General features: G+C 50.7%; 38 protein-coding genes and 1 tRNA gene. 12 read left to right on the top strand and 27 right to left on the bottom strand.

What is annotated here, in order from left to right:
* Window positions 1-158: 158 nt before the first annotated feature.
* From ACZ5TN_RS10965 to ACZ5TN_RS10935, 7 genes are all read right to left on the bottom strand, one after another.
* Entirely contained in the window at window positions 159-860 is a 702-nt protein-coding gene (locus ACZ5TN_RS10965) for a helicase HerA domain-containing protein (protein ID WP_011250307.1), read from the bottom strand.
* Window positions 861-883: 23 nt separating this feature from the next.
* On the bottom strand, window positions 884-1507 hold the full coding sequence (locus ACZ5TN_RS10960) for a hypothetical protein (protein ID WP_011250308.1): 624 nt from the start codon (window positions 1505-1507) through the stop codon (window positions 884-886).
* Window positions 1500-1700 carry a hypothetical protein gene (locus tag ACZ5TN_RS10955; RefSeq protein ID WP_011250309.1) on the bottom strand — a complete coding sequence of 67 codons (201 nt, stop codon included), beginning with the start codon at window positions 1698-1700 and terminating at the stop codon, window positions 1500-1502. Before ACZ5TN_RS10955 ends, ACZ5TN_RS10960 begins: the two co-directional genes overlap by 8 nt.
* Window positions 1693-1968 carry a hypothetical protein gene (locus ACZ5TN_RS10950; protein ID WP_011250310.1) on the bottom strand — a complete coding sequence of 92 codons (276 nt, stop codon included), beginning with the start codon at window positions 1966-1968 and terminating at the stop codon, window positions 1693-1695. The genes ACZ5TN_RS10955 and ACZ5TN_RS10950 overlap by 8 nt, the downstream gene beginning before the upstream one ends.
* 13 nt (window positions 1969-1981) lie before the next feature.
* The gene (locus tag ACZ5TN_RS10945; RefSeq protein WP_464916725.1) at window positions 1982-2143 is read right to left on the bottom strand and encodes a hypothetical protein; all 162 of its coding nucleotides are present in this window, start codon (window positions 2141-2143) and stop codon (window positions 1982-1984) included.
* Window positions 2144-2148: 5 nt separating this feature from the next.
* Window positions 2149-2802: a hypothetical protein gene (locus ACZ5TN_RS10940; protein ID WP_464916724.1), complete on the bottom strand. Its 654-nt coding sequence runs from the start codon at window positions 2800-2802 to the stop codon at window positions 2149-2151.
* A gap of 160 nt (window positions 2803-2962) precedes the next feature.
* A complete protein-coding gene (locus tag ACZ5TN_RS10935; protein WP_464916723.1) occupies window positions 2963-5416 on the bottom strand; it encodes an AAA family ATPase in 2454 nt (817 codons plus the stop codon).
* Between the two features lie 210 nt (window positions 5417-5626).
* On the opposite strand from ACZ5TN_RS10935, the gene ACZ5TN_RS10930 reads away from it, so the two are divergent.
* Window positions 5627-6013 carry a hypothetical protein gene (locus ACZ5TN_RS10930; RefSeq protein WP_464916722.1) on the top strand — a complete coding sequence of 129 codons (387 nt, stop codon included), beginning with the start codon at window positions 5627-5629 and terminating at the stop codon, window positions 6011-6013.
* A 1-nt stretch (window position 6014) separates the two neighbouring features.
* Here ACZ5TN_RS10930 and ACZ5TN_RS10925 read toward each other — a convergent pair whose 3' ends face one another.
* From ACZ5TN_RS10925 to ACZ5TN_RS10885, 9 genes are read right to left on the bottom strand one after another with little or no spacing between them, the layout of a single operon-like run.
* Complete coding sequence (locus ACZ5TN_RS10925) at window positions 6015-6167, bottom strand: hypothetical protein (protein WP_011250314.1); 153 nt, start codon at window positions 6165-6167, stop codon at window positions 6015-6017.
* 4 nt (window positions 6168-6171) lie between these two features.
* A complete protein-coding gene (locus ACZ5TN_RS10920) occupies window positions 6172-6690 on the bottom strand; it encodes a hypothetical protein (RefSeq protein ID WP_011250315.1) in 519 nt (172 codons plus the stop codon).
* Window positions 6687-6875: a hypothetical protein gene (locus tag ACZ5TN_RS10915; RefSeq protein ID WP_054839922.1), complete on the bottom strand. Its 189-nt coding sequence runs from the start codon at window positions 6873-6875 to the stop codon at window positions 6687-6689. Before ACZ5TN_RS10915 ends, ACZ5TN_RS10920 begins: the two co-directional genes overlap by 4 nt.
* The gene (locus ACZ5TN_RS10910) at window positions 6872-7081 is read right to left on the bottom strand and encodes a hypothetical protein (protein WP_464916721.1); all 210 of its coding nucleotides are present in this window, start codon (window positions 7079-7081) and stop codon (window positions 6872-6874) included. Before ACZ5TN_RS10910 ends, ACZ5TN_RS10915 begins: the two co-directional genes overlap by 4 nt.
* Complete coding sequence (locus ACZ5TN_RS10905) at window positions 7078-7428, bottom strand: hypothetical protein (protein WP_011250318.1); 351 nt, start codon at window positions 7426-7428, stop codon at window positions 7078-7080. The genes ACZ5TN_RS10910 and ACZ5TN_RS10905 overlap by 4 nt, the downstream gene beginning before the upstream one ends.
* A complete protein-coding gene (locus tag ACZ5TN_RS10900) occupies window positions 7425-7613 on the bottom strand; it encodes a hypothetical protein (RefSeq protein WP_011250319.1) in 189 nt (62 codons plus the stop codon). The genes ACZ5TN_RS10905 and ACZ5TN_RS10900 overlap by 4 nt, the downstream gene beginning before the upstream one ends.
* On the bottom strand, window positions 7610-7867 hold the full coding sequence (locus ACZ5TN_RS10895) for a hypothetical protein (RefSeq protein WP_011250320.1): 258 nt from the start codon (window positions 7865-7867) through the stop codon (window positions 7610-7612). The genes ACZ5TN_RS10900 and ACZ5TN_RS10895 overlap by 4 nt, the downstream gene beginning before the upstream one ends.
* Before the next feature lie 12 nt (window positions 7868-7879).
* Window positions 7880-8146, bottom strand: coding sequence for a hypothetical protein (locus ACZ5TN_RS10890; RefSeq protein WP_464916720.1), 267 nt, complete (start codon window positions 8144-8146; stop codon window positions 7880-7882).
* Entirely contained in the window at window positions 8143-8367 is a 225-nt protein-coding gene (locus tag ACZ5TN_RS10885; protein ID WP_464916719.1) for a hypothetical protein, read from the bottom strand. Before ACZ5TN_RS10885 ends, ACZ5TN_RS10890 begins: the two co-directional genes overlap by 4 nt.
* Before the next feature lie 161 nt (window positions 8368-8528).
* On the opposite strand from ACZ5TN_RS10885, the gene ACZ5TN_RS10880 reads away from it, so the two are divergent.
* A complete protein-coding gene (locus tag ACZ5TN_RS10880; RefSeq protein WP_198407735.1) occupies window positions 8529-8720 on the top strand; it encodes an AbrB/MazE/SpoVT family DNA-binding domain-containing protein in 192 nt (63 codons plus the stop codon).
* 38 nt (window positions 8721-8758) lie between these two features.
* On the opposite strand, the gene ACZ5TN_RS10875 is transcribed toward ACZ5TN_RS10880, so the two are convergent.
* Window positions 8759-8968 carry a hypothetical protein gene (locus ACZ5TN_RS10875; RefSeq protein WP_011250324.1) on the bottom strand — a complete coding sequence of 70 codons (210 nt, stop codon included), beginning with the start codon at window positions 8966-8968 and terminating at the stop codon, window positions 8759-8761.
* Window positions 8961-9287 (bottom strand): hypothetical protein, encoded by a 327-nt coding sequence (locus ACZ5TN_RS10870; protein WP_011250325.1) that lies wholly within the window; start codon window positions 9285-9287, stop codon window positions 8961-8963. Before ACZ5TN_RS10870 ends, ACZ5TN_RS10875 begins: the two co-directional genes overlap by 8 nt.
* Window positions 9288-9362: 75 nt before the next feature.
* On the opposite strand from ACZ5TN_RS10870, the gene ACZ5TN_RS10865 reads away from it, so the two are divergent.
* Together ACZ5TN_RS10865 and ACZ5TN_RS10860 are read left to right on the top strand one after the other, a co-directional pair.
* Window positions 9363-9869: a hypothetical protein gene (locus tag ACZ5TN_RS10865; protein WP_011250326.1), complete on the top strand. Its 507-nt coding sequence runs from the start codon at window positions 9363-9365 to the stop codon at window positions 9867-9869.
* Window positions 9870-10367: 498 nt separating this feature from the next.
* Window positions 10368-10455, top strand: a tRNA-Leu gene (locus tag ACZ5TN_RS10860).
* Between the two features lie 371 nt (window positions 10456-10826).
* Here ACZ5TN_RS10860 and gcvPB read toward each other — a convergent pair.
* The 4 genes from gcvPB to ACZ5TN_RS10840 all read right to left on the bottom strand — a co-directional run bounded on the left by gcvPB (window position 10827) and on the right by ACZ5TN_RS10840 (window position 15160).
* The gene (gcvPB, locus tag ACZ5TN_RS10855; RefSeq protein ID WP_464917635.1) at window positions 10827-12335 is read right to left on the bottom strand and encodes an aminomethyl-transferring glycine dehydrogenase subunit GcvPB; all 1509 of its coding nucleotides are present in this window, start codon (window positions 12333-12335) and stop codon (window positions 10827-10829) included.
* Between the two features lie 10 nt (window positions 12336-12345).
* Complete coding sequence (gene gcvPA / locus ACZ5TN_RS10850; RefSeq protein WP_464916718.1) at window positions 12346-13701, bottom strand: aminomethyl-transferring glycine dehydrogenase subunit GcvPA; 1356 nt, start codon at window positions 13699-13701, stop codon at window positions 12346-12348.
* A gap of 164 nt (window positions 13702-13865) precedes the next feature.
* Window positions 13866-14984, bottom strand: a complete 1119-nt coding sequence (locus tag ACZ5TN_RS10845) for a phospholipase C/P1 nuclease family protein (RefSeq protein WP_464916717.1) — start codon at window positions 14982-14984, stop codon at window positions 13866-13868.
* On the bottom strand, window positions 14921-15160 hold the full coding sequence (locus tag ACZ5TN_RS10840; RefSeq protein WP_367884387.1) for a hypothetical protein: 240 nt from the start codon (window positions 15158-15160) through the stop codon (window positions 14921-14923). Before ACZ5TN_RS10840 ends, ACZ5TN_RS10845 begins: the two co-directional genes overlap by 64 nt.
* Before the next feature lie 286 nt (window positions 15161-15446).
* On the opposite strand from ACZ5TN_RS10840, the gene ACZ5TN_RS10835 reads away from it, so the two are divergent.
* From ACZ5TN_RS10835 to ACZ5TN_RS10825, 3 genes are all read left to right on the top strand, one after another.
* Window positions 15447-15878, top strand: coding sequence for a DOMON domain-containing protein (locus ACZ5TN_RS10835; RefSeq protein WP_464916716.1), 432 nt, complete (start codon window positions 15447-15449; stop codon window positions 15876-15878).
* Window positions 15875-16567 carry an HAD family hydrolase gene (locus ACZ5TN_RS10830; protein ID WP_464916715.1) on the top strand — a complete coding sequence of 231 codons (693 nt, stop codon included), beginning with the start codon at window positions 15875-15877 and terminating at the stop codon, window positions 16565-16567. The genes ACZ5TN_RS10835 and ACZ5TN_RS10830 overlap by 4 nt, the downstream gene beginning before the upstream one ends.
* Window positions 16568-16652: 85 nt before the next feature.
* A complete protein-coding gene (locus ACZ5TN_RS10825) occupies window positions 16653-17192 on the top strand; it encodes a hypothetical protein (RefSeq protein WP_464916714.1) in 540 nt (179 codons plus the stop codon).
* Here ACZ5TN_RS10825 and ACZ5TN_RS10820 read toward each other — a convergent pair.
* Entirely contained in the window at window positions 17179-17457 is a 279-nt protein-coding gene (locus tag ACZ5TN_RS10820; RefSeq protein ID WP_464916713.1) for a hypothetical protein, read from the bottom strand. The two genes, ACZ5TN_RS10825 and ACZ5TN_RS10820, sit on opposite strands and share 14 nt — an antisense overlap.
* A 91-nt stretch (window positions 17458-17548) precedes the next feature.
* Between ACZ5TN_RS10820 and ACZ5TN_RS10815 the strand changes: the two genes are divergently transcribed.
* The 5 genes from ACZ5TN_RS10815 to ACZ5TN_RS10795 all read left to right on the top strand — a co-directional run bounded on the left by ACZ5TN_RS10815 (window position 17549) and on the right by ACZ5TN_RS10795 (window position 20840).
* A complete protein-coding gene (locus ACZ5TN_RS10815) occupies window positions 17549-18226 on the top strand; it encodes a metallophosphoesterase (RefSeq protein ID WP_464916712.1) in 678 nt (225 codons plus the stop codon).
* A gap of 47 nt (window positions 18227-18273) precedes the next feature.
* Window positions 18274-18978 (top strand): PrsW family intramembrane metalloprotease, encoded by a 705-nt coding sequence (locus ACZ5TN_RS10810; RefSeq protein ID WP_464917634.1) that lies wholly within the window; start codon window positions 18274-18276, stop codon window positions 18976-18978.
* On the top strand, window positions 18975-19196 hold the full coding sequence (locus ACZ5TN_RS10805) for a hypothetical protein (protein WP_464916711.1): 222 nt from the start codon (window positions 18975-18977) through the stop codon (window positions 19194-19196). Before ACZ5TN_RS10810 ends, ACZ5TN_RS10805 begins: the two co-directional genes overlap by 4 nt.
* A gap of 16 nt (window positions 19197-19212) precedes the next feature.
* Window positions 19213-19872 (top strand): hypothetical protein, encoded by a 660-nt coding sequence (locus tag ACZ5TN_RS10800; RefSeq protein WP_464916710.1) that lies wholly within the window; start codon window positions 19213-19215, stop codon window positions 19870-19872.
* Window positions 19873-20033: 161 nt separating this feature from the next.
* Complete coding sequence (locus tag ACZ5TN_RS10795) at window positions 20034-20840, top strand: hypothetical protein (RefSeq protein ID WP_464916709.1); 807 nt, start codon at window positions 20034-20036, stop codon at window positions 20838-20840.
* Between the two features lie 4 nt (window positions 20841-20844).
* On the opposite strand, the gene ACZ5TN_RS10790 is transcribed toward ACZ5TN_RS10795, so the two are convergent.
* The 4 genes from ACZ5TN_RS10790 to ACZ5TN_RS10775 form a co-directional block, all read right to left on the bottom strand.
* A complete protein-coding gene (locus ACZ5TN_RS10790) occupies window positions 20845-21189 on the bottom strand; it encodes a DUF1667 domain-containing protein (RefSeq protein WP_464916708.1) in 345 nt (114 codons plus the stop codon).
* Window positions 21186-22451, bottom strand: coding sequence for an NAD(P)/FAD-dependent oxidoreductase (locus ACZ5TN_RS10785; protein ID WP_464917633.1), 1266 nt, complete (start codon window positions 22449-22451; stop codon window positions 21186-21188). Before ACZ5TN_RS10785 ends, ACZ5TN_RS10790 begins: the two co-directional genes overlap by 4 nt.
* A complete protein-coding gene (locus tag ACZ5TN_RS10780) occupies window positions 22451-23941 on the bottom strand; it encodes an FAD-dependent oxidoreductase (protein WP_464916707.1) in 1491 nt (496 codons plus the stop codon). Before ACZ5TN_RS10780 ends, ACZ5TN_RS10785 begins: the two co-directional genes overlap by 1 nt.
* A 159-nt stretch (window positions 23942-24100) precedes the next feature.
* The gene (locus ACZ5TN_RS10775; protein WP_143598699.1) at window positions 24101-25246 is read right to left on the bottom strand and encodes a hypothetical protein; all 1146 of its coding nucleotides are present in this window, start codon (window positions 25244-25246) and stop codon (window positions 24101-24103) included.
* Window positions 25247-25310: the final 64 nt, after the last annotated feature.

The following is a 25310-nucleotide window of genomic DNA, read 5'->3' as shown; positions in this document are numbered from 1 at the left end:
TAGAGTAGCAGCCGGTTTCTCCGATTCACTGATCTCATACAGGAGTGAACATAACCAAAACTACTAAGCTCCATGCCAAAAGGAACGCCGAAGCAAAGCCAAGGAGAGCATGGAACACCGAAAGCCAGTCATCAAACAGGTACTCCCTCGCCATGGCATCACCCGTAGTGCCTCGTCCTCCTGATGACCAATTCACGCTTGATCACCCTCACCTTATCCGGCGGAACAAACTCTACCAAATCGTGCTTTCTCAACTGATCGTTCAACTCAGAAAACCCTGGAATCATTCTGTTGAGGTAGATGATGTCATTCGGAACGTAGTGCTGGAAGATAAAATGCCGCTGCGCCTGACGAAAGAGGAGCTTTGGAAAATCCGCTATCGACTGAGTAATCGCCACCGTGTAGAGCCTCCCATCACGACCCTCCCTAAACAACTGCTCCAACTCCTTCCCCGGCCTCCTCGAGGACGGATTATACCTATGAGCCTCCTCCACCACAATAATCCTATCTCGATCCCGCCTGAACAGCTCATCCAGAAGAGGCTTATAGTACTGCTCCACAAGGCCGTCCACGCCAATCCTGCTGATAGTCCCCCTCGTAGGGACCACGAGGACCTGATCAAAATCAATGAGCTTTTTCCAGTTGTACCTCGCACCCACCTTTACCTTGAGCAGCTTAACCCCAGGAAGGGTAACCAGACCGATGTGGTTCTTAACCTTCGTATCCAGCACGATGAACCTTCGACCCCTCTCATAAGCCTGCTCAATAAGCCACCCAGCGAAAAAGCTCTTCCCGCTCCCCGTGTTCCCATAGATTAAATCAATGCTCCACGGCGGAATATCCACGTCCAGAATCGCCACGATCCCACCTCCAAAAAGAGAAATCAAGAACCAAGGTTCTTCTGAATCTTATTCAAAAGCTCGCTTTTAGGAGGCTCAGGCTCCTTCGGCTTCGCCTTCTCCCTCAAGGCCTCGGCCTCAGTCTTAACCGGCTTCTCAGGCTCACCCGTCCTCTTCTCACCCCCAGCAGCCGGACCCTTATCGGCCTTCTCTTTACCCTTCTTCTTCAAAGCACTCCTATACATCCACGTCAGGAGAAGCAAACTCCCAGCACCGACTAGAAGGCCAAACTTCCCGCTCACCTGGAGACTCTGACCCTCGACCTTCTCCATGTACCAGAGGCCAGCATTGAAGCTCGGCCGGCCAACGTCCCACCACAGGGAAAAGTCCACATCCAACCCCTGCTCCCTCGCCTTCCTCTCAAGGTTCTTCACGTAAAAATTGGCAAAGATTGTGAGACTGTGATCCTTCTCCTGGAACTCATCAATCCTCGCGTTGAACTCCTCCTCAGTCATTAAGCCTGAAGTCCCGGCAACCTCTTCAACCTCGGCCTCCCCCTCATTCAGTAGCTCCTCAACCTCCTCGAGGTCCTTATCAACATCCTCGACGAGAGAGGTAATGTCCTTCTCGTCCAGGACGACCTCTTGAGCAACGGCTTCCTCACTCATCACCCTCACCCTTAATGACCATTTTCATATCAGGTTCAATGGCCTCCTCAAGGTCGAGGAGATACCGCTTAGCTTTCTCAAGGTAAAGAACCGCCAACCCAATCTGCCGTAACGTAGCCTCAGCCTGTCCAATGACTTCAAACACACAGTCCCCTGTCTCAGAAATCGTTACAATCACCCGCAAATCACTCATCACCAATCACCTTAAAGCTCGCAACAAGCCTAAGCTTCCTCTTCTTACCCAGCTCAATCACCAGGGAATTCCGGTCCTCCAGGTGTTTCACCTTCGCCTTGCTGAGGAGAGTCATGACGGCATCCTGAAAGTCCTCGCTCTCCGGCGGTTCAACGTCAGTCTCATCCAACGCTTCCACCAGGGAATCAACCCAATCACTGAGCCTCTTCACTTTCACTGCAGTAACAGGGTTTGCCATCGCCATGGCAAGTTTCGCCTTATCAAACACCCTCAACCCCTCCTCACTCAACTATTTTGTACAGGATAATCCCAATTATAACCTCGGCAGCTCCCACAATCCTCTCAGAGGGATCATTTGAAACCACGACCCTCCTACCACCATCTATTGCCAGAAATCCACTGCTCATCTTCCACGCCTTAGTGAAAAGGTCTTCTCTGGCCACTTGCATTACCCCCTCCTCAGGTTCTCCTCAATCTTACCCAGAACAGGACTCGACCGGACGACCGGCTTGTCCTCCTCATCCTCCTTGGCGTCCTTTAACGCGCCGAGCCTCTTCAGGTGATCAAACAACGCATCGAACCAGCCAACCTTATAGAGATAGTACGAAAAAGCCAGGCCAATGCCAATAGCGTAAACCTTCCACGACAGCTTAGGCCTCGGCAGAGAAAACCGCTTCACCCTTTCACCCTTCACCTTCTCCCCCTTCTTATCCCCCGAGTTCACCCGGGGGATTTTGGGTGAATCACCCTTTTTCACCTGGGGATTCTTGGTGATTTCGGGGGATTCACCCATTTTCACCCTATCTCCCCCACTTTCACCCGGGGATTCTGAGGGATTCCCCTCAACATCCCCCGAAACCACCTTAGAATCACCCTGAGAATCCCCCGATTTCACCCTTTCTCCCTGCTCATCCCCATGTACCTGCTGAACCTTAAAGCCTCCAAGAAGCTTCTGCTTCTCCTCTTCAGGAAGCTTCAGAAAGTCCTCGTAAAGCATGACCCTCTTAGACTTGCAAACCGAGCACTGAGGCTTCTTAGCCCTGCTCCAGAACCTATGGCCGCACCTCAAACAGATGTAGTACTTCCTCTCGCCATCACCCACCGGTCTCACCACCAGAATCCCCCAATTTCACCGGGGGATTTCGAGGGGATTCACCCTTTTTCACCCGGGATCCTGGGTGAATCACCCTCAATCACCAATTTTCACCCTGGTGATTTAAACACTGAACCAGAAAAATGGAGAAATCTCCCGAAACGGGAGATCACCCCACCAACTTCAATCTATTAGCCTCAACCTCCGCAACTCTCCCATGAGTCATAAGATCCCGTAGGACCTGCACCACCTTCTCCTTTGGATAACCCTTCTCCACCATAGCATCCACCACAGTCCCCCAAGGAACCCCATTCGGGAACCAAGAAGAGGCTTCCCTCAGAAAACCAATCACCCTCTCCTGAAGGTCCAGCACATCACTCGGCACCCCAACCTCGAGGATGGCCAAGTCATACTGATCCGTCTCAGGATCATACGCAATCATCCTGATCGAAGACTCAAAGAGGTTCACCGCTCTCTCAACATCAACAGGCTCCACCGTCTCACTCAACCTCAGCTTAGCAAAGGCCTCCGCGATCCTCATAAGGCCATTGAAATAACGCAGATTCAGCGCGATTTTCCCACTCTTATACTTCTTCCTTAACTCCTTGAAGCCAGCCTTAATGGCCTCCTTAGCCTCCTCCGAGAACCTCGGCCTCAAACTCCTCGCGTAAACAAAGAACTTCCTCAACAGGTCCTCAGGTATAGGTCCCGCTGCTCCAGCATCGTTCACCTCCATCACATAGTCCAGGACATCATCCCCCTCCTGGTAATCGTCCAGGACGACAAAAGCCAGGTCAAAGCGATTGAGAAGCGTCGGCGGAAAGTCAATCTGCTCGATGACAGTCTTATCCCTGTCAAACTTCCCACCCTTCGGGTTAGCAGTTGCCATGATCGTCGTGTCAATCTTGAGGACCACATTGACCCCAGCCTTATTGATCGGGATAAGCTGCTGCTCCATGGCCGTGTGTAAAGCCTTCCGCTCATCCTCCTTCATCTTCTCCAGCTCATCAATAAGACATACTCCCCCGCTCGCCAGGACCAGCGCACCGCCAACGATCATCCAGTCCCCCTTACTGACCTCGTTCCTCTTAACCGTCGCCGTAAGGCCAACACCACTCGACCCGGGACCAGAGGTAAAGATCGCCTTAGGCGCAACCCTCTCCACGGCCCTCAACAGCTCAGTCTTACCACACCCAGGATCACCAACGAGCAAGAGGTGAATATGACCCCTCGGCTTCGCCTGAGTCGGGACGCCACCAACAATAGACACAGCCGCACCCAACTTCTCCCTCTCCAGGCCGTAGAGATTCGGCGCAATCGAAGAAGCCACCACAAAAGGCAGCTTATCCCCATGCACCCTCGCCAGCTCCCTGACCCTCCTCAGGTCCTCCTCACTCAGCTCCTCAACCGACATGGCCTTGTCTAGAACCTCCACATGATTCACCTCCAGAACCCGCTCATAGACCGGAAGATCATCCTTCTTGTAAACACGCTCCCGAACAATAGCGCTCAACCTCACCCTCATACCACCCTTCAGAATCCCAGCCTGAGGACCAATCACGTAAGCCAGCCTCTCCGACGGCTCACCACCACTCAAATCCTCAGGCGAATCCTGCACCTTGAAGAACTGGAAGTCCAGCTTATCACTCTCCTCCTCGAGCAGTTCAACGTTCCTCGAACCACAGGCCTCACACCTCTTTGGCCTCACCAGAGGCTTCAAAGGCTGCTGCAGCCTCGCCATCCTCGCGCCACAGTCCAAACACACGAACACCGCCTTCCTGTAAAACGACCGAACATTGCTCACCCCAGTAACGAGGCCCTTGATCTCAACCAGCTTCCCAACATGCTCCGCCCTAACATCATCAGGCTTCAGCTTATCCCTAAGATTCGTGAAGTGAACCGACCACTCACCCCTGACCTCGACCATCAGGTCCTCCTCAATGAACCGCCTCAAGGCATCATTGAAGGCCTTGATGGCAACAACAGGACGCTCGACAACGGCCTCCGCCAGCTGAGGCAGGACAGCATTAAGCTCCATCCAGTCCACAACAATAAACCGATCCCTCGAACCCGTCAAAGCCTCCGCGATCCTATCCCTGTAAAACTCCCTAAAGAACTCACGAGCGAGATTCACTAAGTCCTCATGATCCTTAGCCTTGGCCTCCTCCAGCTCCCTGAGCTTAGCCTCAACCTGAAGAACATTCAGAATCTCCTCCACTGCCTCAGGCTTCAGCTCATAGTAGGTAATGCCGAGCTCCTTGTCCTTCACCTCGAGGACGTTGGTCTTATCACGGCGAAGAACGGATAAAGCTACTTTTAAGGAACTGTGAGTATATGGCTTAGGTAAATGGCTGTTGTATTCTTCCATTATCTCCTTCAACTTTGTTAAGCTGAGTCTCCCATTGGTCCAGAGAACATAATAGGGTAGGGCTTCAACAGTTCTTTGTAGATTAAACGCTTTCTGGATTAGGTTTAGAAACTCGATTACATTCCGATACTTTTCGGTTACCTCAGTTACATTCCGATACATCTCATTTGTAACGCCAGAATTGTCTTTATTTTCCGAAATCTCGCCTGTAACGTCTGTAACTTTTGTTAACATCTCACCCTCTCTCTCACTCATTCTCTCTCCCTCCCGCATGATTTTGAAAGATTTTTGCAAAGAAAAGAAAGCATGGTCAGGACCTCTTCATCTCGTCCCTGAGCAGGATCCCGAAGGAGATCCCTATCATGCTCCCGAGCATGAAGCCGAAGAGGAAGAACACCCAGTCCATACCCTATCACCTCCGAAAGGGTTAAGTCCGCAAAAACCGAAAGGGTGTCGGGTGGTAGAATGGCCGAGGATAAGGTTGATTTTGAGATACCTGAGACTCCCAAGGAGTCTCTAAAGGCCGTTGATAGGGAGTTACTGGAGACTTTGAATAAGGCGATAAAGGCTGTTGAGCGGCTTGGGGACAGGTATTTTGATGTTAGGGAGAAAGATATTACCTCCCGAAAGGAGCTTGAGCTGGAGAAGTACCGATACTGGAGCAGGACGGTTATCACTTTATCAATTCTTGCGATAACTCTGATTAGTGGGGTTCTGTACCTTGGTAATGAGAAGGTTCTGAGTAACGAGGGTGTTTCGTTTCTTCTTGGCACTATAGCTGGGTACCTGTTCAGCATCCTTGGCGGGCTTATCAGCGGCGGGGTTGTGAGGGAGAAGCGAGCTGAGGAGTGATTCACAGTTCCTCTAGGCATCTCTCTATCACCTTTATTGGAGTTAGGATAGTAGTTTTGACGGCCTTTCCTGTGGCCTCAACGGCTCCTGGAGCATATTTCTCTATCAGAATCCCGAGCAAGAGGCCGAGGCCTACCTTTTTGATGTCGTCCATTCTCTCACCTCTCCATCAGCCTCTTCAGAAACCTGTGAACCATCTCGCCGTGGTTGTAGCGTTCGGCCTTGTCCAGTGGAAGGAGAACTATCTTCCTCCCGTCGGCGAGCTTTCTCCTCACGGCGAGGCCTCTCTCGACCTTCCAGACGAGCCACTTCACCCGCGTCTTGACCACGTAGAAGACGGGGACGCCGAGGTAGTTCCCGAGGTCCTCGAGGAAGGTGTATTGAGGCTCATCGAAGATGGCGTAGCCGTCGCTCTCCTGGAGCTGGTGGCGGTTTTTGACTTCGAGTAGCGCTATCGGCATGGCGTTCTTGAAGTCCCAGATGATCATGTCCACGTCGAAGACGCCGATCCTGGTGATGCCGTACTTCTCCTTGGCCTCCTGGACGAGGTCGGAGAACTCTTCGTGTGCGCTGAATCCCTGAAGCTGGTTGAAGATGGCGCTTATGGTCTGCCTCCTTACTTTCCTGATCTCTCTGCTGGTCGTGATGAGGTTCCTCCTGTCGCCGTCGTTGGTCATTCAGCATCCCTCCTTTCTGGCCGGAGCATGGTCGTGATTTCGTATCTGTAATGTAGTACGCTACCAGCCTGCGAGCGGAGATACTCTAAAAGTAGCTCATCAGAACCGAGGATTGTCACTCCGTCGTACTCCCAGCACTTTGTTATTTCGTTGAACTTGTATCTGATGACAACCCACTCCGTCATGCTACCACCACCGCACCTGGGAGAGCATTTTTGACAAGCTCGATGGAGTCCTCGGGGACGTTGAGGATGACCGCGATGTCGTCCTCGATTGTAGTGATTTTCTCGACTTCAACGGGGACGATGATTCTAAGCTCCTCGATTCTCTGGAGAGCCTTGGAGAATTCCGAGAGCTGGGAAACATCAAAATAGAGAACGGCGCGGGTCATGCTCTCACCCCTGTTTCTTCTGGAAAGTTCCTGAGCTGTTCAAGCTCTGAGAAGCTGAAGCGCCTCACTCCAGTCTCCTCAACCGCGAGAATGCTTAAATCACTCTTTCCAGCCTTACTCCTCCTGACCTCGAGGTTGAGGTCCCTGACGATCTTCTCGATGTCGGCAGAGGTCGGAAGATCTCTCACGTGAACCTTCTCCCCACCCCTGAGGAGAAGATCCACCTCGATGTGTTCTCCGCCGCCGTAGAGGCTGTTCATGATGACGATCTGTTGAACTTCAGAGAGATCTACGAGCCTGATCTCAAACTCCTCCGCGAACCTGCCGAGAACCGCCAGCCAGCTCATTCCCTCACCCTCCCGAGGTTTTTGAGAGAGTAGCTCGAAAAAGGAAAGCTCTGTTTGACGATGAAGCGAGCCGTTCTCTCGGCTTCCTCCCGCGTCTTGGCTTGGATTATTATCTCGCGGTTTTCTCTCCCGTGTATTCTCACAAGCCATGCCTTGAGAACGGGTTTTCTCCCGCGCCTGCTCATGGTCTCACCTCCTCGAGAATGGCCGTTATCATCCTGACCAGCTCTTTCACATCTTCAATCTCTTCATCAAGCACCTCCGCCTTGAGGGCGTCTTCAAACAGCTCCGGAGGGTACATAGTGTCATTGTAGCCATACTTCCCTTCCTCTATAGCCACGTCTGCAACGAATTCCCTGGCTTCCCTCAGCCACTCCTCAAGCTCAGCCTTTTGCGATTGCAAGAGTTTCCTGAGCTTTTCCTCAAGGTCAGCAGTCATGCCCTCACCTCCTCACCAGTCCCCACCGACGTGTTTTGTGTCGTAGAACTCGATTTCGAGGAGTCCGTGCCTTATGTCGATGAGGACCTCCAGGTTGCGCTCCTTTGCGAATGTGAGGATTCTTTCCAGGTCCTCCCGGTACAGCTTTGAGGCATGTACCCTTAGCACGTAGCTGTCGTCAGCAGGCCAGTAGTTGTTGCCAACGCAGGGGGTCAGTCCGATATCGCCGAGGTGGCGGGGTAGGTCCTTCATCAACTCCAGAACCTCCTCACGCCTCATGGTCTCACCCTCCTGTAGTAGTTGCGCGGCCTCTTAGGGTGTGAGGCAGTTTTCTCCCGTTTCGGGAGATTTCTCCAGTTGTTGGCGGGGATGAATTCCCTGTACAGGTCGGCCGGGTAGAAGAGGCTGTCCTCGTCGAGGACCCAGTCGGCTTCCCTGAGCTTCTTCATGGCTTCCTCAAGGGGAAGCTCCCTCAACTCAAACACCGAGACAACGCGCATTGGCGACACCTTGACATTTTTGTCAAAAATGTCATTAATGTCATCGCAAATAAGGTTTGTGGTAAAAATGTCGTCATTGTTTTTGATGTCATAATGTCATATATGTCAAAAATACAAAACCGTTAGGTATTTATGTCAAAAATGGCAAAATGTCTTAGGTGGTGCTCGTGGCGAAGGTGGACAACGTCGAGATTGTTGGAAGGGTCAGCGCGAATGGGAGGGTTGTAATCCCGAAGGATATCCGGGATCTTTTGAACATAGAAGATGGAGACTTTGTGAGGCTGGTGATCACAGAAGTCATAAAAGTGCCAAAATCTGCTAAAACAGGATCAAACAACAAGAAGAAGCGATGAGGCCAAAGTCTTGAGGTTGTTCCGGTGGAGGGTTAGGTTTATTTTTCTTTTGTGAGTGCGTAGAGTAGGCCGAGGAGGAGGATTATCGCGAGGAGTGCGTTGAAGTCTTTTTGTTCTTCGGCGATTTTCTTTTCTTTTTCGAGGATTTGTGCGAGTTCTATGGCTTCGTCTCTGGTTATGGTTCCTGCTCGGAGTTTTTCGGTTAGTTCTCTTCTTCTTTGGACTTCTTCGAGTGTTAGTTTAGTCATGGTGCTCACCTCTTATGATGCGGTTTTCGAGGTTTGCCAATTCTTTTTCGAGGGTTGTGAGGATTAGGGTGGGGAGGTCGTCTAAGCCTTTTTCTACTTTGCTCATTCTTTCTTTTAGGTCGAGGATGTTCTTGTTTATGTTTTCTATTGTCTTGTTCATTTTGTCGAATTGTTCGGTGTTTTCTTTTATTTTCTCTTCGTTCCTTGCTGAGCGTTCTCCGAGCTGGTAAACCCGTATGATCAGGAAGGAGATTATTATGCCGAGAACTGTGTTTGCTATTTGGGAGATGTCAATGTTTATTGTCGTCATTTTTGGCACCGTTCATTATTTGGTGCTTCTTAAGAAAAACTTTTATCCAAGAATTCTCAATGAATTTTGGCGAGGTGATGAATTGTGGTTGGTATAGTCTCGTATTGGCAAGAGAGGTGGTGGGTTCTTGAACTTGTGGGAATGGTCTCATTGCCTGGTGTCATCTCGGGAGCGGTGGGAGCGTCTTTGTGGATGCTGACTGGGAACTTCTGGGTTTCAGTCCTTGTTGCTGGTGCTCTGTTGTTTTTCTTGACGCCTCCCTTTGAGGAGGAGGCCGTGAGATTCTTAAATAAGAGAACGAGAGGGATTGCAAGGGAAAAGGTTTCTAGTGTTCAATCCAGCATTCAAGATGTGGTTAGGTCTGTAAAGGAGGAAAGGCCTGAGAACGATCCTGAGCGTAGGGAGTTGGAAGAGCTTCTTCGAAAGTTTAGGCGGTATGGTCCTGAGGCCTTGACTTGTAATGAATTCATGAGGTTGAAGTATTTGTTGGGAAAATACCGGCCGGGGGATGAAGATGTACTTCTCTTGGCGATGTATGCTGTGGGAATGTTAGTTGGGTACAGGTGTTTTGGGAAGGGGTCTAAGACTTGAGAGTTGTTCTGGCGGTGGGTTTTTACTCTCTTTTCGTCATGTGTCGTTCCTGGTTGAATGTCCTGCTGCCGAGCTGCTGCAGGACCGGGACAAAAAGAAGGCACGAGCGGGCTTTTTTGGTGTTCTTTTCTGTACTTTACGACGGGTGTCGGGTTAAAGTTGTTCAATTCGTAAGGCTTTTAGGCTAAAAATTTATAAAGTCTGGTGGGTGTTTTCGTCATGGTAAAATCGTCTGGTGTGTCTGGACACTCCTATGCTGGGGAGCGGGAGCAGGCTGGAGCGCGGAAGCGGAGGAAGCCGAGGCGCCTTTCACCGCGTCTGCACATTACGCTACCGCCAGAGATATACTGGAAGGCCAAGGAGCGCTGGGATAACGTGAGCCGCGTGGTTGCGAGCTTGCTTGAGGTGGCTTTGTCTGAGGATTTGACGGTTGAGGAGGTCGTGACGGCGGTTACGCTTATTAGGAGCGGCGCTTTGGTGGTGAATTCGCCTTTGGGTGCGGGGGTTGCCGAGCCTGGTCAAAGGCGGTGGACTCAAGATCCACTCCCGCAGGGGTTCCGGGGTTCAAATCCCCGCCCCCGCACCACAGAAACTTTGCTGGGCAAAGTTTCATCAAAGATGGAATGTCCTTTTGAGTGCCCAGCTTTTCAGTGATTCTCACCATAAATTGGAAATCCTCAAGGGGTTTGCTCGCAGTATAACGCCCGAAGGGCGTTAAAAAGAAGAAAAACCCTATTCATCTGCAAATTTGTCATGAGAATCCCAATCCTCAGCCAATATCACGAAGACATTCAAACTTTTGGTCAAGCTTTTTTCCAAAAGCTTCAGCGCCGCTTTCACTAGCGTTCAAGCGTCCTCAACGGATGGTGGAAAGTTGGATGCGTTTTTAAGCAGGCAGTCTTCCACAAGAACCGTCCAAGGAAAAATCAACACAGAAACTAAGAAGAAAAGAAAGAATCAGTAGTCAATTTCTCCCTTCTCCTTGAGTTCTCGGTACATCCTCCAAGTAATTACTGGCTTCTTCGCCGCTAGGACGTCGTCGACCCTCCTGACGGCGGTGTTGTGGGGTGCGCTCGTGACGATTTCAGGATTGCTGTATGCTTCCTCGCTGATCCTCTTAAGAGCGTCAACATATGCATCAAGCTCCTCCTTGCTGACGGTCTCAGTCGGCTCTATCATAAGCGCTTCATGGACTATCAGCGGGAAGTAGATGGTCGGCGCGTGCATGCCGAAGTCGAGTAGCCTCTTCGCAACGTCAAGGGCCTTAACGCCCGTCTCCTTCTTCATCGGCTCTGCTGAAAAGACAGTCTCGTGCTTTCTAAGCTCTTTGCCTGGGAGTTCGTAACCGCGAGTTCCCTTGAGCTTCTGGGTAAGGTAGTTGGCGTTGAGAACGGCGACTTCACTGACTTCCTTAAGACCGTCTTTACCCATTATCTTGAGGTAGGTCAGGGCCCTAACAATAACCGCAAAGTTGCCGTAGAGCTCCTTTACCTTGCCTATGCTCCTCGGAACGTTGTAGTCGAGGTAGTAGCGGTCGTTCTCTGCATCGTAGCTTACGAGCGGGACGGGGAGGTAGTCCTTGAGGAAGTCCTTCACTCCAACGGGCCCGCTTCCCGGGCCGCCGCCACCGTGGGGAGTCGAGAAGGTTTTGTGAAGGTTGAGGTGAACGACGTCGAAGCCCATGTCCCCCGGCCTTATCTTTCCGAGGACGGCGTTAAGGTTGGCACCGTCGTAGTAGAGCAGACCACCTGCTTTGTGGACTATCTTCGCTATCTCAAGTATCTCGTCCTCGAAGATGCCCAATGTGTTCGGGTTCGTTAGCATTAGGCCGGCCGTCCTCTCGCTCACCGCGTTCTCAAGGGCCTCAAGGTCAACCGTTCCGTTCTCGTTTGAGGGTATCTCTATGACCTTGAAGCCGGCCATGGCTGCGCTTGCAGGGTTCGTTCCGTGGGCGGAATCAGGAACGAGCATCTCCGTCCTCTGGGTCTCACCGCGGTCAATGTGATAGGCGCGGATTATGGAAACTCCAGTGAACTCGCCGTTCGCTCCGGCAGCCGGCTGGAGGGTGAAGCGGTCCATTCCAGTTATTTCCTTAAGCCACTGCTCAAGCTCCCACATTATCTTGAGCGCTCCCTGGACGGTTCCTTCGTCCTGATACGGGTGTACATAGGCAACACCTGGATGGGAAGCTATCTCTTCATTGATCTTGGGGTTGTACTTCATGGTGCACGAACCGAGCGGGTAGATACCTGAATCAACGCCGTAGTTCATCTCGCTTAGACGGGTGTAGTGTTTAACAACCTCGGGCTCGCTCAGCTCCGGGAGGTTGAGTGGGCTCTTCCTCCTCAGCTTCTCAGGAATATCGACATCAACGTCCTCGATGGGCTTGGGTAGGGTGTATCCAATCCTTCCGGGACGGGAAAGCTCAAATATAGTAGGTTCATCCCATTTTGCCTGGTGGAACATCTTCATCACCTCACAGCTCGGCCTCTCCTATTATCTCCCGAAGGGCATCAACGAGACCATCGACCCATTCCTTCCTCGTGGTTTCAGTAGCGGCGAAGAGAGCGGTCTCCCCAAGCTCCTGGAAGTGTTTTCCGATGTAGTAACCGCCGTGAATGTTCCTCTCAAGGAGCCTCTCGTGGATCACGCTGTACGGAACCTCAAACCTTACCGGCACGTCCTTGAAGTTCACTCCGTCAAAGACTATCTCCCCGACCTCAGCCAGGCGCTTCTTCAGGTAGGCAGTGTTCTTGAGTATGACCTCGCCGAGCTCCCTAACCCCCTTCGGGCCAAGTGTAGCGAGGTGTATGGCTGCCGCAACTGCAACGAGGGCCTCGTTGGAGCAGATGTTCGACGTTGCCTTGGCACGCCTTATGTGCTGCTCCCTCGTCTGGAGGGTCATCACAAAAGCCCTCTTTCCGTCCGCGTCCTTTGTCATGCCTATTATCCTTCCTGGCATCTGCCTAATCAGCTTCCTGTCGTTTCTGACCGCAAAAATTCCAGCCCTCGGGCCTCCGAAGTTCATGGGGCTACCAAAGTAAGCGGCCTCGCCAACGACTATATCAGCCCCAAGCTCTCCGGGGGCCTCGACTATCCCGAGGATCGTGGGGTCAACACCGACAACGAAGAGTGCACCAGCATCGTGGGCTATCTCGCCGATTTCCCTTATGTTCTCCTCAAGAAGGCCGAAGAAGTTCGGCATCTCGATGTAAACGCCGGCGGCACCTTCAACCGCTTCCTTGAGCTTCTCGATATCCATCTGCCCCCTCTCGTCCCAAGGAACCTCAACCGTCTCAAGGCCCGGGCCGGCGGTGTAGGTCTTGAGGACAAGCTTCTTCTCGGGGCTGAGGTGCTTCGGAACGACGAACTTGTTCCTCTTCGTCACGCGGGCTGACATCAGGGCGGCTTCAGCCATTGCTGTTCCCCAATCGTACATCGAGGAGTTAACAATGGGAAGGCCGACGAGTTCAGCTATGAGGCTCTGGTACTCAAAGAGGGCCTGAAGCATACCCTGGCTTATCTCCGGCTGGTAGGGGGTATAAGCGGTGAGGAACTCGCTCCTCTCAATAAGGTACTTCACGTGGGCCGGAACGTAGTGGAAATATGTTCCCGCCCCAAGGAAGCTCGGCATCTCAAGGACTGTCTTGTTTTTGCTCAGCGTCTCGTTGAGCTCCGTGAAAACCTCGTACTCGCTCTTACCCTCGGGAAGGTTGAACTCCTTCACCATTCCTTTTGGAACGTCCGAGAACAGGTCTTCAATCGAGGAAAAGCCGATTTCCTTCAGCATTTCATCTTTATGGGCTGAGTTCGGGATGTAGTGTTTGCCCATACTTATCACCTTCTAAGCTTTTAAATGCTCATTGAAAGTTAGTGCAGGATAATATATGCTTTGTGGCATGATGGACTGAATTAGGGATATGGACAAAAAGCGACATCAACATTACCCTATCCACACCAAAATAGTTTCAAAAAAGTTAAATCAAAATCGAAAGATCACCCGCTGACACCAACGTCCTCGAAGAACTTCTCCATGAGACCAGCGACGGCCCTGATGTCGTACTGCATGGTCTCGTAAACCGCCCACTGAACCTTGCTGTACTCCCTTCCGTCGAGGGTCTTGAAGCCGCTCGGAGCGTTGACGTCGAAGTTGGCGTGGAGTTCGATGTTCCTAATGGCCCAGCCGTCAACGTCGTCGTCAAGCCAGTCGTCCTTATCAACATGGGTGTAGATATAGACGGTATCCCCTGGAACGGTGACGCTCGTATCCACCAGCGGGTTTGGATCCTGAGCGTAGCGCGCTATGAGGTTCCAGTTCTTGTCGTATATCTCGACGTAGCCGAGGGTCTTGAAGTAGGCGTTCTGCATGTCTATGTCCTTGAAGACAATGGTTATCGAACTCGCTCCAAGGAACTGGAGCTTGAGTATGCTCCAATCACCCTTCTTAAGCTCCTTCGTCCAGAAGTAGCTTCCGAGATGGCCGCGCTCGCTCCAGAGATTGATGTCCTTCCCTGTGGAATAGAGCATGTAGCGCCAGGCGTTGTGGGCTATCATGTCCGCGTAGGCCCAGGCGACGCCGTGGGAGAGATCCATATGACCGTTCTCGTTGTCTGCAACGTAGATCTCCTCACCGATTATAAACCTCTGCTTCTCCTGGGGTATCTGCCACCACTTTATGGGCATGAGGTCGAGGGGAACGCGGTTGTTGAGGATGTCATCGGCGACCGTCGGAGAAATCTCGTTCTCAACGAAGTCGTGGGCCTCTTCCGCGTAGCTGAACTCGTCGAGGGTCTCAAAGAGGTGCGGAGTAGTATGGGCTATGAGCATGCTCATGTCCTCAAGGATGTGGACGGCCCTTCCGAGGTAGAGCATGGCCTCTTCCTTCTTTCCCTGCTTCCAGAGCTGAACGGCCTGATCGTAGAGCTGCTGGGCCATGTCGGCGGCGGAAGACTTTCCGTCGCCAAAGAGGTCAACGGTTATCAGCTCGGCGTGATCCATAGGATCCAAGAAGTGGTACTGGCTCTGGAGGGTGTACACTTTCCCGTTGAACGTTATGTTCCCACCGCGCCAGTCCTCGTCGTAGGCGCCGTAGAGGAGCTGATCCTTGTACTGCATGAGGATAGCGCCGAGCCCGGGTTGTCTGCATAGACCGCCTCGATGGCCTTGTATGTCAGCTTCTGGTGGACGTTCATCGGGTCGTCGAGGGTCGGGCCGTTGGTCGGCCACGCACTTACAAAGCCTAGATTACCGAGGAGTAAAGCCAGAACCGCCAGGACTTTAACGGCCTTCATTTTACCACCTCGAAATTTTATGCATGGCGGATACAGGAGATAGGCCTAAAAAATTAACGGCGCTCGAAATACTTTTAAAAGTGGCTGGCCCTTCCAAGATGTTATGAACTGGAAGAGGGTCACCGTGATCGCGATAGTTAGTCTTATCCTAACAATAGTCCATTTTTCCTTGGGATGCCTGGGAACTTCCAAAAACAACCCTCACCCCCAGACTGAACCAGTACAGTGGATAGCTAATGGCAAAATAAGCAGTGGCGAATACACAGTAGAAAAGAACGTTGGTGAAATGTCCCTTCACTTCCGCGTTGAGAACGACACACTCTACGTCGGAATTTCCGCTGAAACCCATGGCTGGGTGGCAATTGGTTTCGGCGGCGGACCTGGAATGAGGAACACCGACATAGTGATAGCATATGTTCTCCCCAACGGGACTGTTGAAATAAGCGACTCGTACTCGACGGGCTTCTCTGGACCGCATAATCCCGACACGTTCCTTGGGGGACACACCGACATACTATCTTACGGCGGACGCGAGGACGAGAACGGAACCGTTGTTGAGTTCTCAAGACCGTTGAATACTGGTGACGGGTATGACTACGTTATACCCACAGAAGAGTCTTTCAGGATCATCTGGGCCTACGGGCCGACAGACGACTTTCAATCGATGCACATAAAAGCAGGTCACATTTACGTAACGCTGGAGGAGGATGGGAAATGATAATCGCCTTCGACTTCGACGGGACTCTTGCCGATACTTATTCATGCATCGAAGATGCTTTTAAGCGTGCTCTAGAAAAGCGCTACCGCTGGCTCCCAGGAAAAGCCCTCTGGGCGAAGCTGCTCACCAAAATAGAGTTTCAGTTCGAGAGGCCAACCTTTGGAAAGCACAGGGGCAAAATTAAGTCCCCATTCTTCATGAGAACGAAGTTCTTTGAGACCTGGTTTGAGGAAAGGGCCAAGCTTAGCAAGCCGATTGACGACGCACCGGAACTCCTGAAGAAGCTTAAGGAGCAGGGTCACACTGTAATTTCCTTCTCGGCCGAAGACTTCATTGACGGAATGAAGGTCAAAAGGCTGAAGGCGATGGGGATATACGACCTCTTTGATGACGTCATTGTATTCGGAAGGGATTTGACGATAGAGGAGGCATTCAAGCTGGTGCGCGAGAAGTATGGCGACGATATCTTTATCTGGGTTGACGACAAGCCGTGGCGCTTCATAGGGCACGGCGATGAGAACACGGAATACGTCTGGTACTACTTCCCCATTACGGCGAAGTTCGTGGAGAAGAAGCGAGAGATGCTGGCTCTAATACCCCACCTCCACGTGATAAGGGATCTGTGGAGTCTGTTCGATGTAATCAAAAACGTCGAGAGGCAGAGGAGAAGTGCCAAAGAAAAAGCATAAAGTATTTTATTCTCTTTTTCCTACTTATTCCTAGGAGATGCCCATGACCAATCCTCTAAAAAACAGGGTATTGATCCTCCTGCTGGTGCTGTTCGTGGTGATTACAGTACTATCAACAACCCCCTGGATGAACAAGATATCAGAGAGCATAAGATCAGCGGAACCAAATGTAACAGCCGTTTACATTGGAACCACAGCCCCCAACGGAACGTGGCAGTTCAAAGTAGAGGATAGGGTACTGACTGACTGTGTAGTGGCTTACGTTTACAACTACACCCCCCCTGGGAAGCTTGTTGTTTATGAGCTGGATTCTAAAGCACTCAAAGTAATTAACCCCTCCGAAGAAATACCTTCGTCCGAGTGCAAGGGAGAGCCAATATATGGATACCTCACTGCGAACTTCACGAAACTTCCTGAAACGTTAACCATAGACGTTTGGGTCGGAACAACCTCAACAAACGATGGGTACATATACTTCCGCCAGATTGGCGACTGGATGTTCATAAACGGCTCATACGTTGGATATAAAGCTCCCTCCCTAAGCAACAACTACATGCTGATGCCCATCAAAGAACTGGGAAAAATAACGAACTCGACCGGGATTCACGTGGTCAATCGCCGCTGAGGTACTCCAGAGTGTCTTCAACAAACTCGTCATAATCTTCTTTTTCAGTTTCCTCAAGTCTCAGACGAAACTCCTTACCCAGCGACCATCTTATAGCAACGTCCCCCTTGTTTGTCTCAGCAATGATAAGTCCAAACGGGGCGTCGCCCATCCAGTGGTGCTTTGAAAAACCCACTTCAAACCCCCGCCTTCTCAGTTCATCAAGTATCGTCTCATAAGTTTTTGAAGGATTGTAAGGACTTCGAGCGAACCCAATGTAGGCCATCTTTACTCACCCCTGTGAAATACTGGTCAGAAGTTAAAACCTTTTCGGTTCCCCTAACAAAACTTAAAAGCCAAAGCACAAACTTTCTACCATGAAACCAAAACCTCTACCAGAGAAAGCACTAAAACTGGGAAAGAACGTTATCATAGCCGACGTTCACCTCGGCTACGAAATAGCGATGGCCAAAGAGGGGTTCTATCTCCCCAGGGTCTTTCACGACGTTGTTAGGAATTTGAAAAACATCATACAAAGGGAAAAGCCGAAGGGGCTGATAATAAACGGGGACTTCAAGCACTCATTTGTTCCTGAGTGGCGGGAAAAAACAGAGCTCAGAGCTTTTCTTGAAGAGGTGTCTCCCCTGGTATCAGAGATAATCTTAGTGAGGGGCAACCACGACGTCGGCGTCCTTTGGCTGAAGGAACTCGGCGTTGAGATTGTGGATGAACTTGAAATTGGAAGATGGAAGCTCGTTCATGGGCACAAACTCGTGGAGGGTGAGAACTTCATAATCGGGCATGAACACCCCGCAATAAGGCTGAGGGACGAGGTTGGGGCCGTTATCAAAGTGCCTGCGTTTCTAATGGGGAAACATCTGATAGTCCTGCCAGCGTTCAGCCCTTGGGCCTACGGCAACGATGTTTTGAGGGAGATCGTGTCCCCTTTTTTGAAGTACAGACGAGAGGACTTTAGAGTTTTAGTACCTGTGGGCAGGGAGGTTCTCGACTTTGGAACTCTATCAAAACTTCAGGAAGCCCTAAAAAGGCTGTAGCAAAAGGTTTAAACATCAAAGGCCAGAATAAAATGGAGGTCGCGAAGATGAGTCTCATAACGTATATCGCGTTCTTTGCCTACGCCCCAGCGCTCGCCATACTATGGTACTTTTACCACAAGGACAAATATGAGCCAGAGCCAAAGAGATACGTGATAGCAACGTTCCTACTCGGAGCCACTCTGTCAGTCGGAATCTCATATATTCTTGAAAGCGTGCTCACTATAGGGGGGATAATAAAGCCGATCCTACCTGCAACGGCCTTTTACGTTGCGCTAGTGGCGGGGATTGTAGAAGAGCCCGCAAAGGCACTCGCAATAAGGTACCCCTTCGCGGCGGGCCAGATAGACGGCATTATGGACGGGCTTGTCTACGGTGTCGCGGCAGGCCTTGGGTTCGCCGCCACTGAGAACTTCCTCTACGGACTCGGCTGGGGAGTGGGAGTCACAATAGCGAGGGCTTTCTTAACACCATTTGCTCACGCCACGTGGAGTGCCATAGTAGGCGTGGGGTACGGGCTGGTGTCCGAGGGAAAAGCGTATTCAACGGGAAGCTTTCTGATCCTGGCAATGTTCCTGCACGCGATCTGGGACTATTTCGCGTTCCTCAGCGCTGGAATCCCTGCCTACAATCTAGTACTTATATTCCTTATCCTGCTAAACGCTGCAATACTGCGCTACTTCCTCATGCTAGCCGAGATGGAGGAGAGAAGCAAACTCTGGTACTACATATTCAGGAGGGGTATGCGGTGAAGGGGAAGGATGTCCTAGATGAAGCACTCTTCGAGGCGAGGCCTTACGTTGAATACTGGGACAGGCTTAAAGAACTAGTTGAAAAGCTGTGGGAAGAGTCTACGGATGAGAAAAACTTCATCGAGCTTCTCAACGAGGAAATGGAGAGGGCAGAGGAGCCGTTCAAGACTGACCTCAAAATATTCCTTCAGAAATTTACGGCGTTGATAAGCGGATGAACGGAGGTGAGCCCAAATGAAGGGCTCACGAGCGGTTCTAGGGGCTCTCATAATTGGATTAGTTGTCCTTGGGGGCTACCTCTACACCCAGAGGGCCAGTGACCACTCGCCTCAAGTAGACACCAGTAGAGCACAGATTTTAGCCTATCTCGGCGGTTTGGACTGCTATTCCTATCATGAAAACATCACCACAATCATCGGGGACGAAACCATTGAGTCCTCAATAAATGGGGGCAGGATAAACGGGACGTACTACTTTGAGGGCCAGCGCTCCGGACTGCACTGGTACGCCGTCGTCATCAACAACACGCTGAAGGAGCGTATCATGACAAACAGGACCACGAAGGACGTTAACATCACTCTCTCAAAGGACGAAAGGGCCATGTTCTTATCGGTTGATCCAGTTAAAATGGGTCTTCAGGCCGTCGGGGTGGGAAAACTTGTGGAAAAGAATAAGGACAAAATTACATACGCCTTTGAGATAACTCTGTCACCGAGCACAGACTTCAGAATGAACGGCACTGTTACCGTCCTCTGGGATGGTGGAAGGGTCACCAAACTTATATTCAACGTGGAAGTGTGGACACAGGGAAGACAGAGTGAAAATAGAACAATTATCGCAGCAATAAAAGAGAACTGTGTACAGCCCAAATGGCTCAAAGAACTGTCCCCATAGTTTCTTCTGGATTGTCAAAGACCATTACATTATCTCACCTTTTCCCAATCTAGTGTTTTCGCATGTTTAAATATCAAACTAATTGCAATAACTCAGTATTCCAAAAAGTATTTAAACTCAGATTCAAGGTTTATTATGAAACAACATACGGAGGTAATAATATGAGAAAAATCCTAACAACATTCCTCCTAGCTGCGATAGTAGTTATGAGCGGCTGTATTGGAGAAAATGCTGGACTCACCAAGGAGAAGGTTCTAACGGCTATCCAGAGCATAGAGACTGCCCGCTACAATGAAAGCTTCTCCATGAGCATGAACATATTTGATCCGAACACCAACAAGACGGTCAACGTGACGATGTCAGGCAGCATAGCCGGAGTCTTCAACAAGAGCGCGGGCATTGAAGCAGGCAATATGAACTTAACAACCCGCATGATGGGGATGGACATAAATATGAACTGGCCGTATTTCACCAACGGCTCCGACGTATACTTTAATATCGACGGCAAATGGTACTTCGTCCCATCCAACAATGACCTCCACAACAGAGCCAGAGCCTCTCTAAATGTGGACTATATAGAGAAGCTCCTCAGGGAGAAAAACGTGACTTTCAAAAAACTAGGCGATGTCTACGCCTTCCGCGTTAACGTAACTTTCTGGGAGTTCGTCAACGCTACTAACCAGACCACATACCTCAACGAGGCGTGGGGCCCGCTCTCCGACAACATAACGGTCAACACGAACGCTGGCTGGGTCGAGGTCCACTTCAGAGACGACGGGACTCCAACGTTTATTGAGACCTACATGGACTTAACAATAATAATCCCTGATGAATTTCTGCAAGAACCTGTAACCATTCGCGAGACAATCCACGATTCAATGGTCTTTTCAGACATAAACAAGCCAGCCAACATAATAATTCCAGAGGGAATAGAAAGCGCAGGAGACTTTGAGGAAGTATTTGGGTGAGGGGCTAAGCGCCCCTCGTGGCCACTATTTTTATCCCTTCCCACTCCGCAACCACTTGGCCAACGCTCACCGGTGCCTTGAGCTTCAGATTTGCCAGGAACTTCATCAGCTCTGGTATCTTTTCCTTGGGAACGGGCTCCGCTGTTTTAACGCTCACCGTCGGGAGGGCACCGCCTTCAACGGGGACAACGCTCATGACGACCCTTTTTGGACTGGTAACTTCCTGAATTGCCCACTCCATTCCCCTAGGGCATTTACAACCCCTTACTTCCTTGACCTTACCGTTTTCGACGTCAACTTCAATGGAGCATCCTAGGGGGCAGACAATACATGTGAAGCGGTATATCATGCTCTCACCACCTCAACGGTGAGCCTTTCGCCGGCTTTCTGAATCTCCTCTGCCCTCAGCTTCAGCCGTATCATCTCGGCGGGTTTAACAACCGGGAGTCTGAGCTTCTTTCCAATCTCGGGAATCCTTAGCTCAACGTTCTCCATCGGCCTGGCGACGCGGAGGTAGAGATAAACGTCGCGGTCGCCGCCGAGGTAGTGCGGAGCAATCAGGCGGACGTTCTGGCCCTTCTCAACTTTCACCCACTTCCTGCTCTCTATTCCGCCATTCTCTATGAACTCCTTGGCACTCTTAGCCGCTAACTCTCCCTGCTCGGCCACGTAGTCAACGAGGTCGTTTATGAGGAGAGAGTTTCCGGCAACGAAGATTCCAGGAACGCTTGTCTCAAGCCTGTCGTTCACAACCGGTCCGCCGGTGGCTGGGTCTATCTTGACACCTATCTTCTTGAGCTTCTTAACGCTCGGGATTAATCCAGCTGAAATGACGAGGGTGTCGGCCTCAATCCAGAACTCGCTTCCGGGGACTTCGTTAAGGTTCTCGTCCACCTTGACTACCTTAACTCTCTGAACTCTTCCCTTTCCGCGGACTTCAACGACCTTGTGGCTCAAATAGAGGGGAATGTTGAAATCGCGAAGTATCATGACGTTCCTCGCAAGACCGCCAGGATAGGGCATGAGCTCAACGACCGCCTTCACCTTTGCACCCTCAAGGGCGAACCTGCGCGCCATTATTAACCCCACATCTCCAGAGCCGACGATGACGACCTCTTTGCCCGGGAGGACGCCGTAAATGTCCATGAGGGTTTGGGCCTCTCCTGCCGTATAGATTCCAGCGACACGGTCTCCTACGATGCCGATCTCAAAGGCGTGCCTCTCTCTGGCGCCTGCCGCGTAGATGATGGCCTTCGCCCAGACCTGATAAACTCCGGCGGGCGAGGTGAATATCACCACCTTCTCAAGGTCGGAGTAGTTCTTTATCTCCAGCACCCTCGCGGCTGTCCTGTACTCAACGCCGAGCTCCACCAGGCGCTTAGCGAGCCTCGACGCGAACTCCGGGCCTGTAAGCTCCTCCTTAAAGTAGTGGAGACCAAAGCCTGGGTGTATGCACTGCGGGAGGATTCCGCCTAAATAATCGTTCTCATCGAGGAGGAGTACGTTGAGCCCAAGCTCCTTGGCCTTTGCCGCGGCCGCCATTCCAGCTGGACCACCGCCAATGACAACGACGTCGTAGGAGAGCATCGGTATCTGGGGCATCGGCTCCATCATGCTTCCTCCCCCCTGAGGAGGGCCTTAACGTCGCCTATTCCAATCTCACTTCCCTTCCCCTTGAGGGTTACCTCCCAGGGCTCGACGCCGTATTCGCTAGCAAGGAGTTGGACGATCCTCGGCCTGCAGAAGCTCCCCTGGCAGGTTCCGGTTGTTGCCTTCGTCCTGAACTTTACGGAATCAACGCTCGGGGTTTTAACTCCTATGAATTTCATCCTCTCGATGGCTTCAAGGATGTCGCCCTCGCTAACGTGGTTGCATCTGCAGACTATCTTTCCGTAGGAGGGGTTCTTCTTTATCAGCTCGTTCGCCTTCTCTGGCGGGAGCATGAAGAAGTGCGTTATCTCCTTTCTGTACGGGTTCCACTTTTCCTTCTCCACGAGATTAATTCCGAGGTCGCGCTGGAGGATCTCCGCAACCTCATATGCTATGGCGGGAGCGCTAGTTAAACCCGGAGAGCGTATTCCTGCGACGTTTATGAAGCCCCATACCTCTTCCTCTGCCTTGATTATGAAGTCCCCTCCTGTGGGCTCAGGTCTCAAACCTGCAAAGGTCCTTATCACCTTGCTCTTCGGCGGGAGGTTCGGCCAGAGCTTTTTAGCGCCTTCCCAGACCTCTCTTAGTCCCTCCTTCGTCGTGGCGAGGTTGTCCTTCTCCTCGGGCGGAAGGTCCTGGGCGTTCGGCCCTATCATGAGGTGGCCGCTTATCTCCGTTGTAACAACGATACCCTTGCTTATCGGCGTCGGCGTCGGGAAGAGAACCCTTCTCGGGCCGGGAACATCGTCGTCAAAGAGGTAGTACTCACCCTTTCTCGGATGTATCTCGAAGTAGTCTATTCCTGCCATTCTGGCAATCTCATCGGCGTAGAGGCCTGCGGCGTTTATAACGATGTCCGCCTCGATGAAGCCGTTGTTGGTCTCGACGCCCTTAACCTCGCCGTTCTCGACCTTTATGCCCCTAACTTCCGTCTCAAGGTGGGTTTTGACGCCGTTTGCCACGGCGTTCTCAACCAGGGCTATAACCGCTGGAATCGGGCCAATCTGGCCAACTATCGGAACCCATAGAGCACCTATCGCCTCCCTCGTGAGGCCCGGCTCAAGGTGAAAGAGCTCGTCCCTATCGACAATCCTCATTTCGGGGACGCCGTTTCTCCGCCCGCGCTCCAGAAGCTTCTCCAGCTCGTCGAAGTCCTCTTCCTTCGTGGCGACTATCAGAGCGCCGTTCCACACATGAGGAATTTGAAGCTCCTTAACCCACTGGTGCCAGAGGCGGTTTCCCCTGATGCAGAGCTTTGCCCTCATAGGGTATCTGTCCGGATCGTCGTCATAGCCGCCGTGGATGAGGGCAGTGTTGGCTTTACTGACACCCCAGCCAACGTCGGGAGCTTTCTCTATCAGATGAACTTCCAGGTTCTCATATTTGCTCAAGACGCGCGCTATACTCGCACCGCTTATCCCAGCACCGATGATGGCAACCTTGGTCTTCATGTCCACACCTCCAAACTAAAAGGAAGAACTGATTCTCCAGTTTTAAAGCTTTCTTTAACCTTTAGTTTGGCTTAACGGAGATTAAAGAACGATTTTGGGCACAAAAAGGGAGAACAGAGGAGAACATGCCTCAAATGTATGAACATGTCCATGCCCTATTTAGTATTCCTCTGCTTCATTCTCCATTTCTGTATCTTTAACCATTATTAGTAGGGTGTTTATCCCAACGGATCCCTCTGGATGCTCAGGATCCTTAGGGAATTCAGGCCCAGATGGATTATCAAATGGATTCAAACCAATGAAGTATTCATCAGTATTGTCAAATCTATTGAACTGAGAAACTAAGTAGCTTAAGTACATCCCTCTTTGTAGCTTGTTCTTCTTTTTTAGCCCTCCCAATGTTGAAACTCTATGGGCAGTATCACTTAGAAGATCATGGATGATATGATTCCATCCACACTGACGGGAGCTAGAAAGACTAAGATTTGTGGAAAACGCCCACCCGTCATAACCTATCATCATTCCATAAATAGAACATCCAAATGGATAATTATGGCAACAACACCATGGGAAATAACAGATCCATGGGGGGCAATAGTATGACTTGTCACTGTCTAAAAATTCAAGTCTTGTTGTTTCACATTCCGGATAAATTCTGAGGTATTTTAAACCCCGTGATCTAGGTCTTCTCCAAGGGAATCTACGAGAATAAGTTTGGGGGTTTTGGTTTCCTTGTGTTCTGTGTCCACAGTTTTGTGTAGTAATACTGCAGGAGTTATTTTTAATATTACATTCGTCCGGTCTAGAAAACCTAAATCTAACATTCTCTTCGTATAATACATATTGGGCATCCTCCACTGGGTTATTACCAATCTTGGCTTGAGACAGAAACGCCCTGTTTATTAGAGGAAGGTTGTTCTGATCAACAAACGTGAATATAACGAGGAGATCACCTATTTCGCATCTCTTTTTGGATAGCCCACGGACACGAGGGTGATTGGGATCCAATTCTACTATGGGACTTTGATGGACAAAGATTCCCCCAAACTTTAGTTGAAAACCCTCTTTATCAAGTTTGTTTCCAGGTTTAGAATTAGGGAGAACATTGTTTAGATATTCGAGACCATATCTTAGATATGCTCCTACATAAGTTGGTTCACTAGGGCGAGGATGATTTCTTACATGTGAAAATGCGTACCGCCAGCTGTTTTCTGAAAATATAAGAATTTCTCCCCAGTGCTTTTTTATTATTCTTCTAAATTTTTGATACCTGGATTGAATAGTGTATTTTCCCATTACCATCACCAGAAAAACTTTGTTGAGAAATAGTTTTAAATATTTTGTTATAAACATCATAACAAGAGATACT

The sequence above is a fragment of the Thermococcus sp. JCM 11816 genome (genome assembly GCF_055396515.1).
This window is presented reverse-complemented; position numbering and strand designations above follow the sequence as displayed.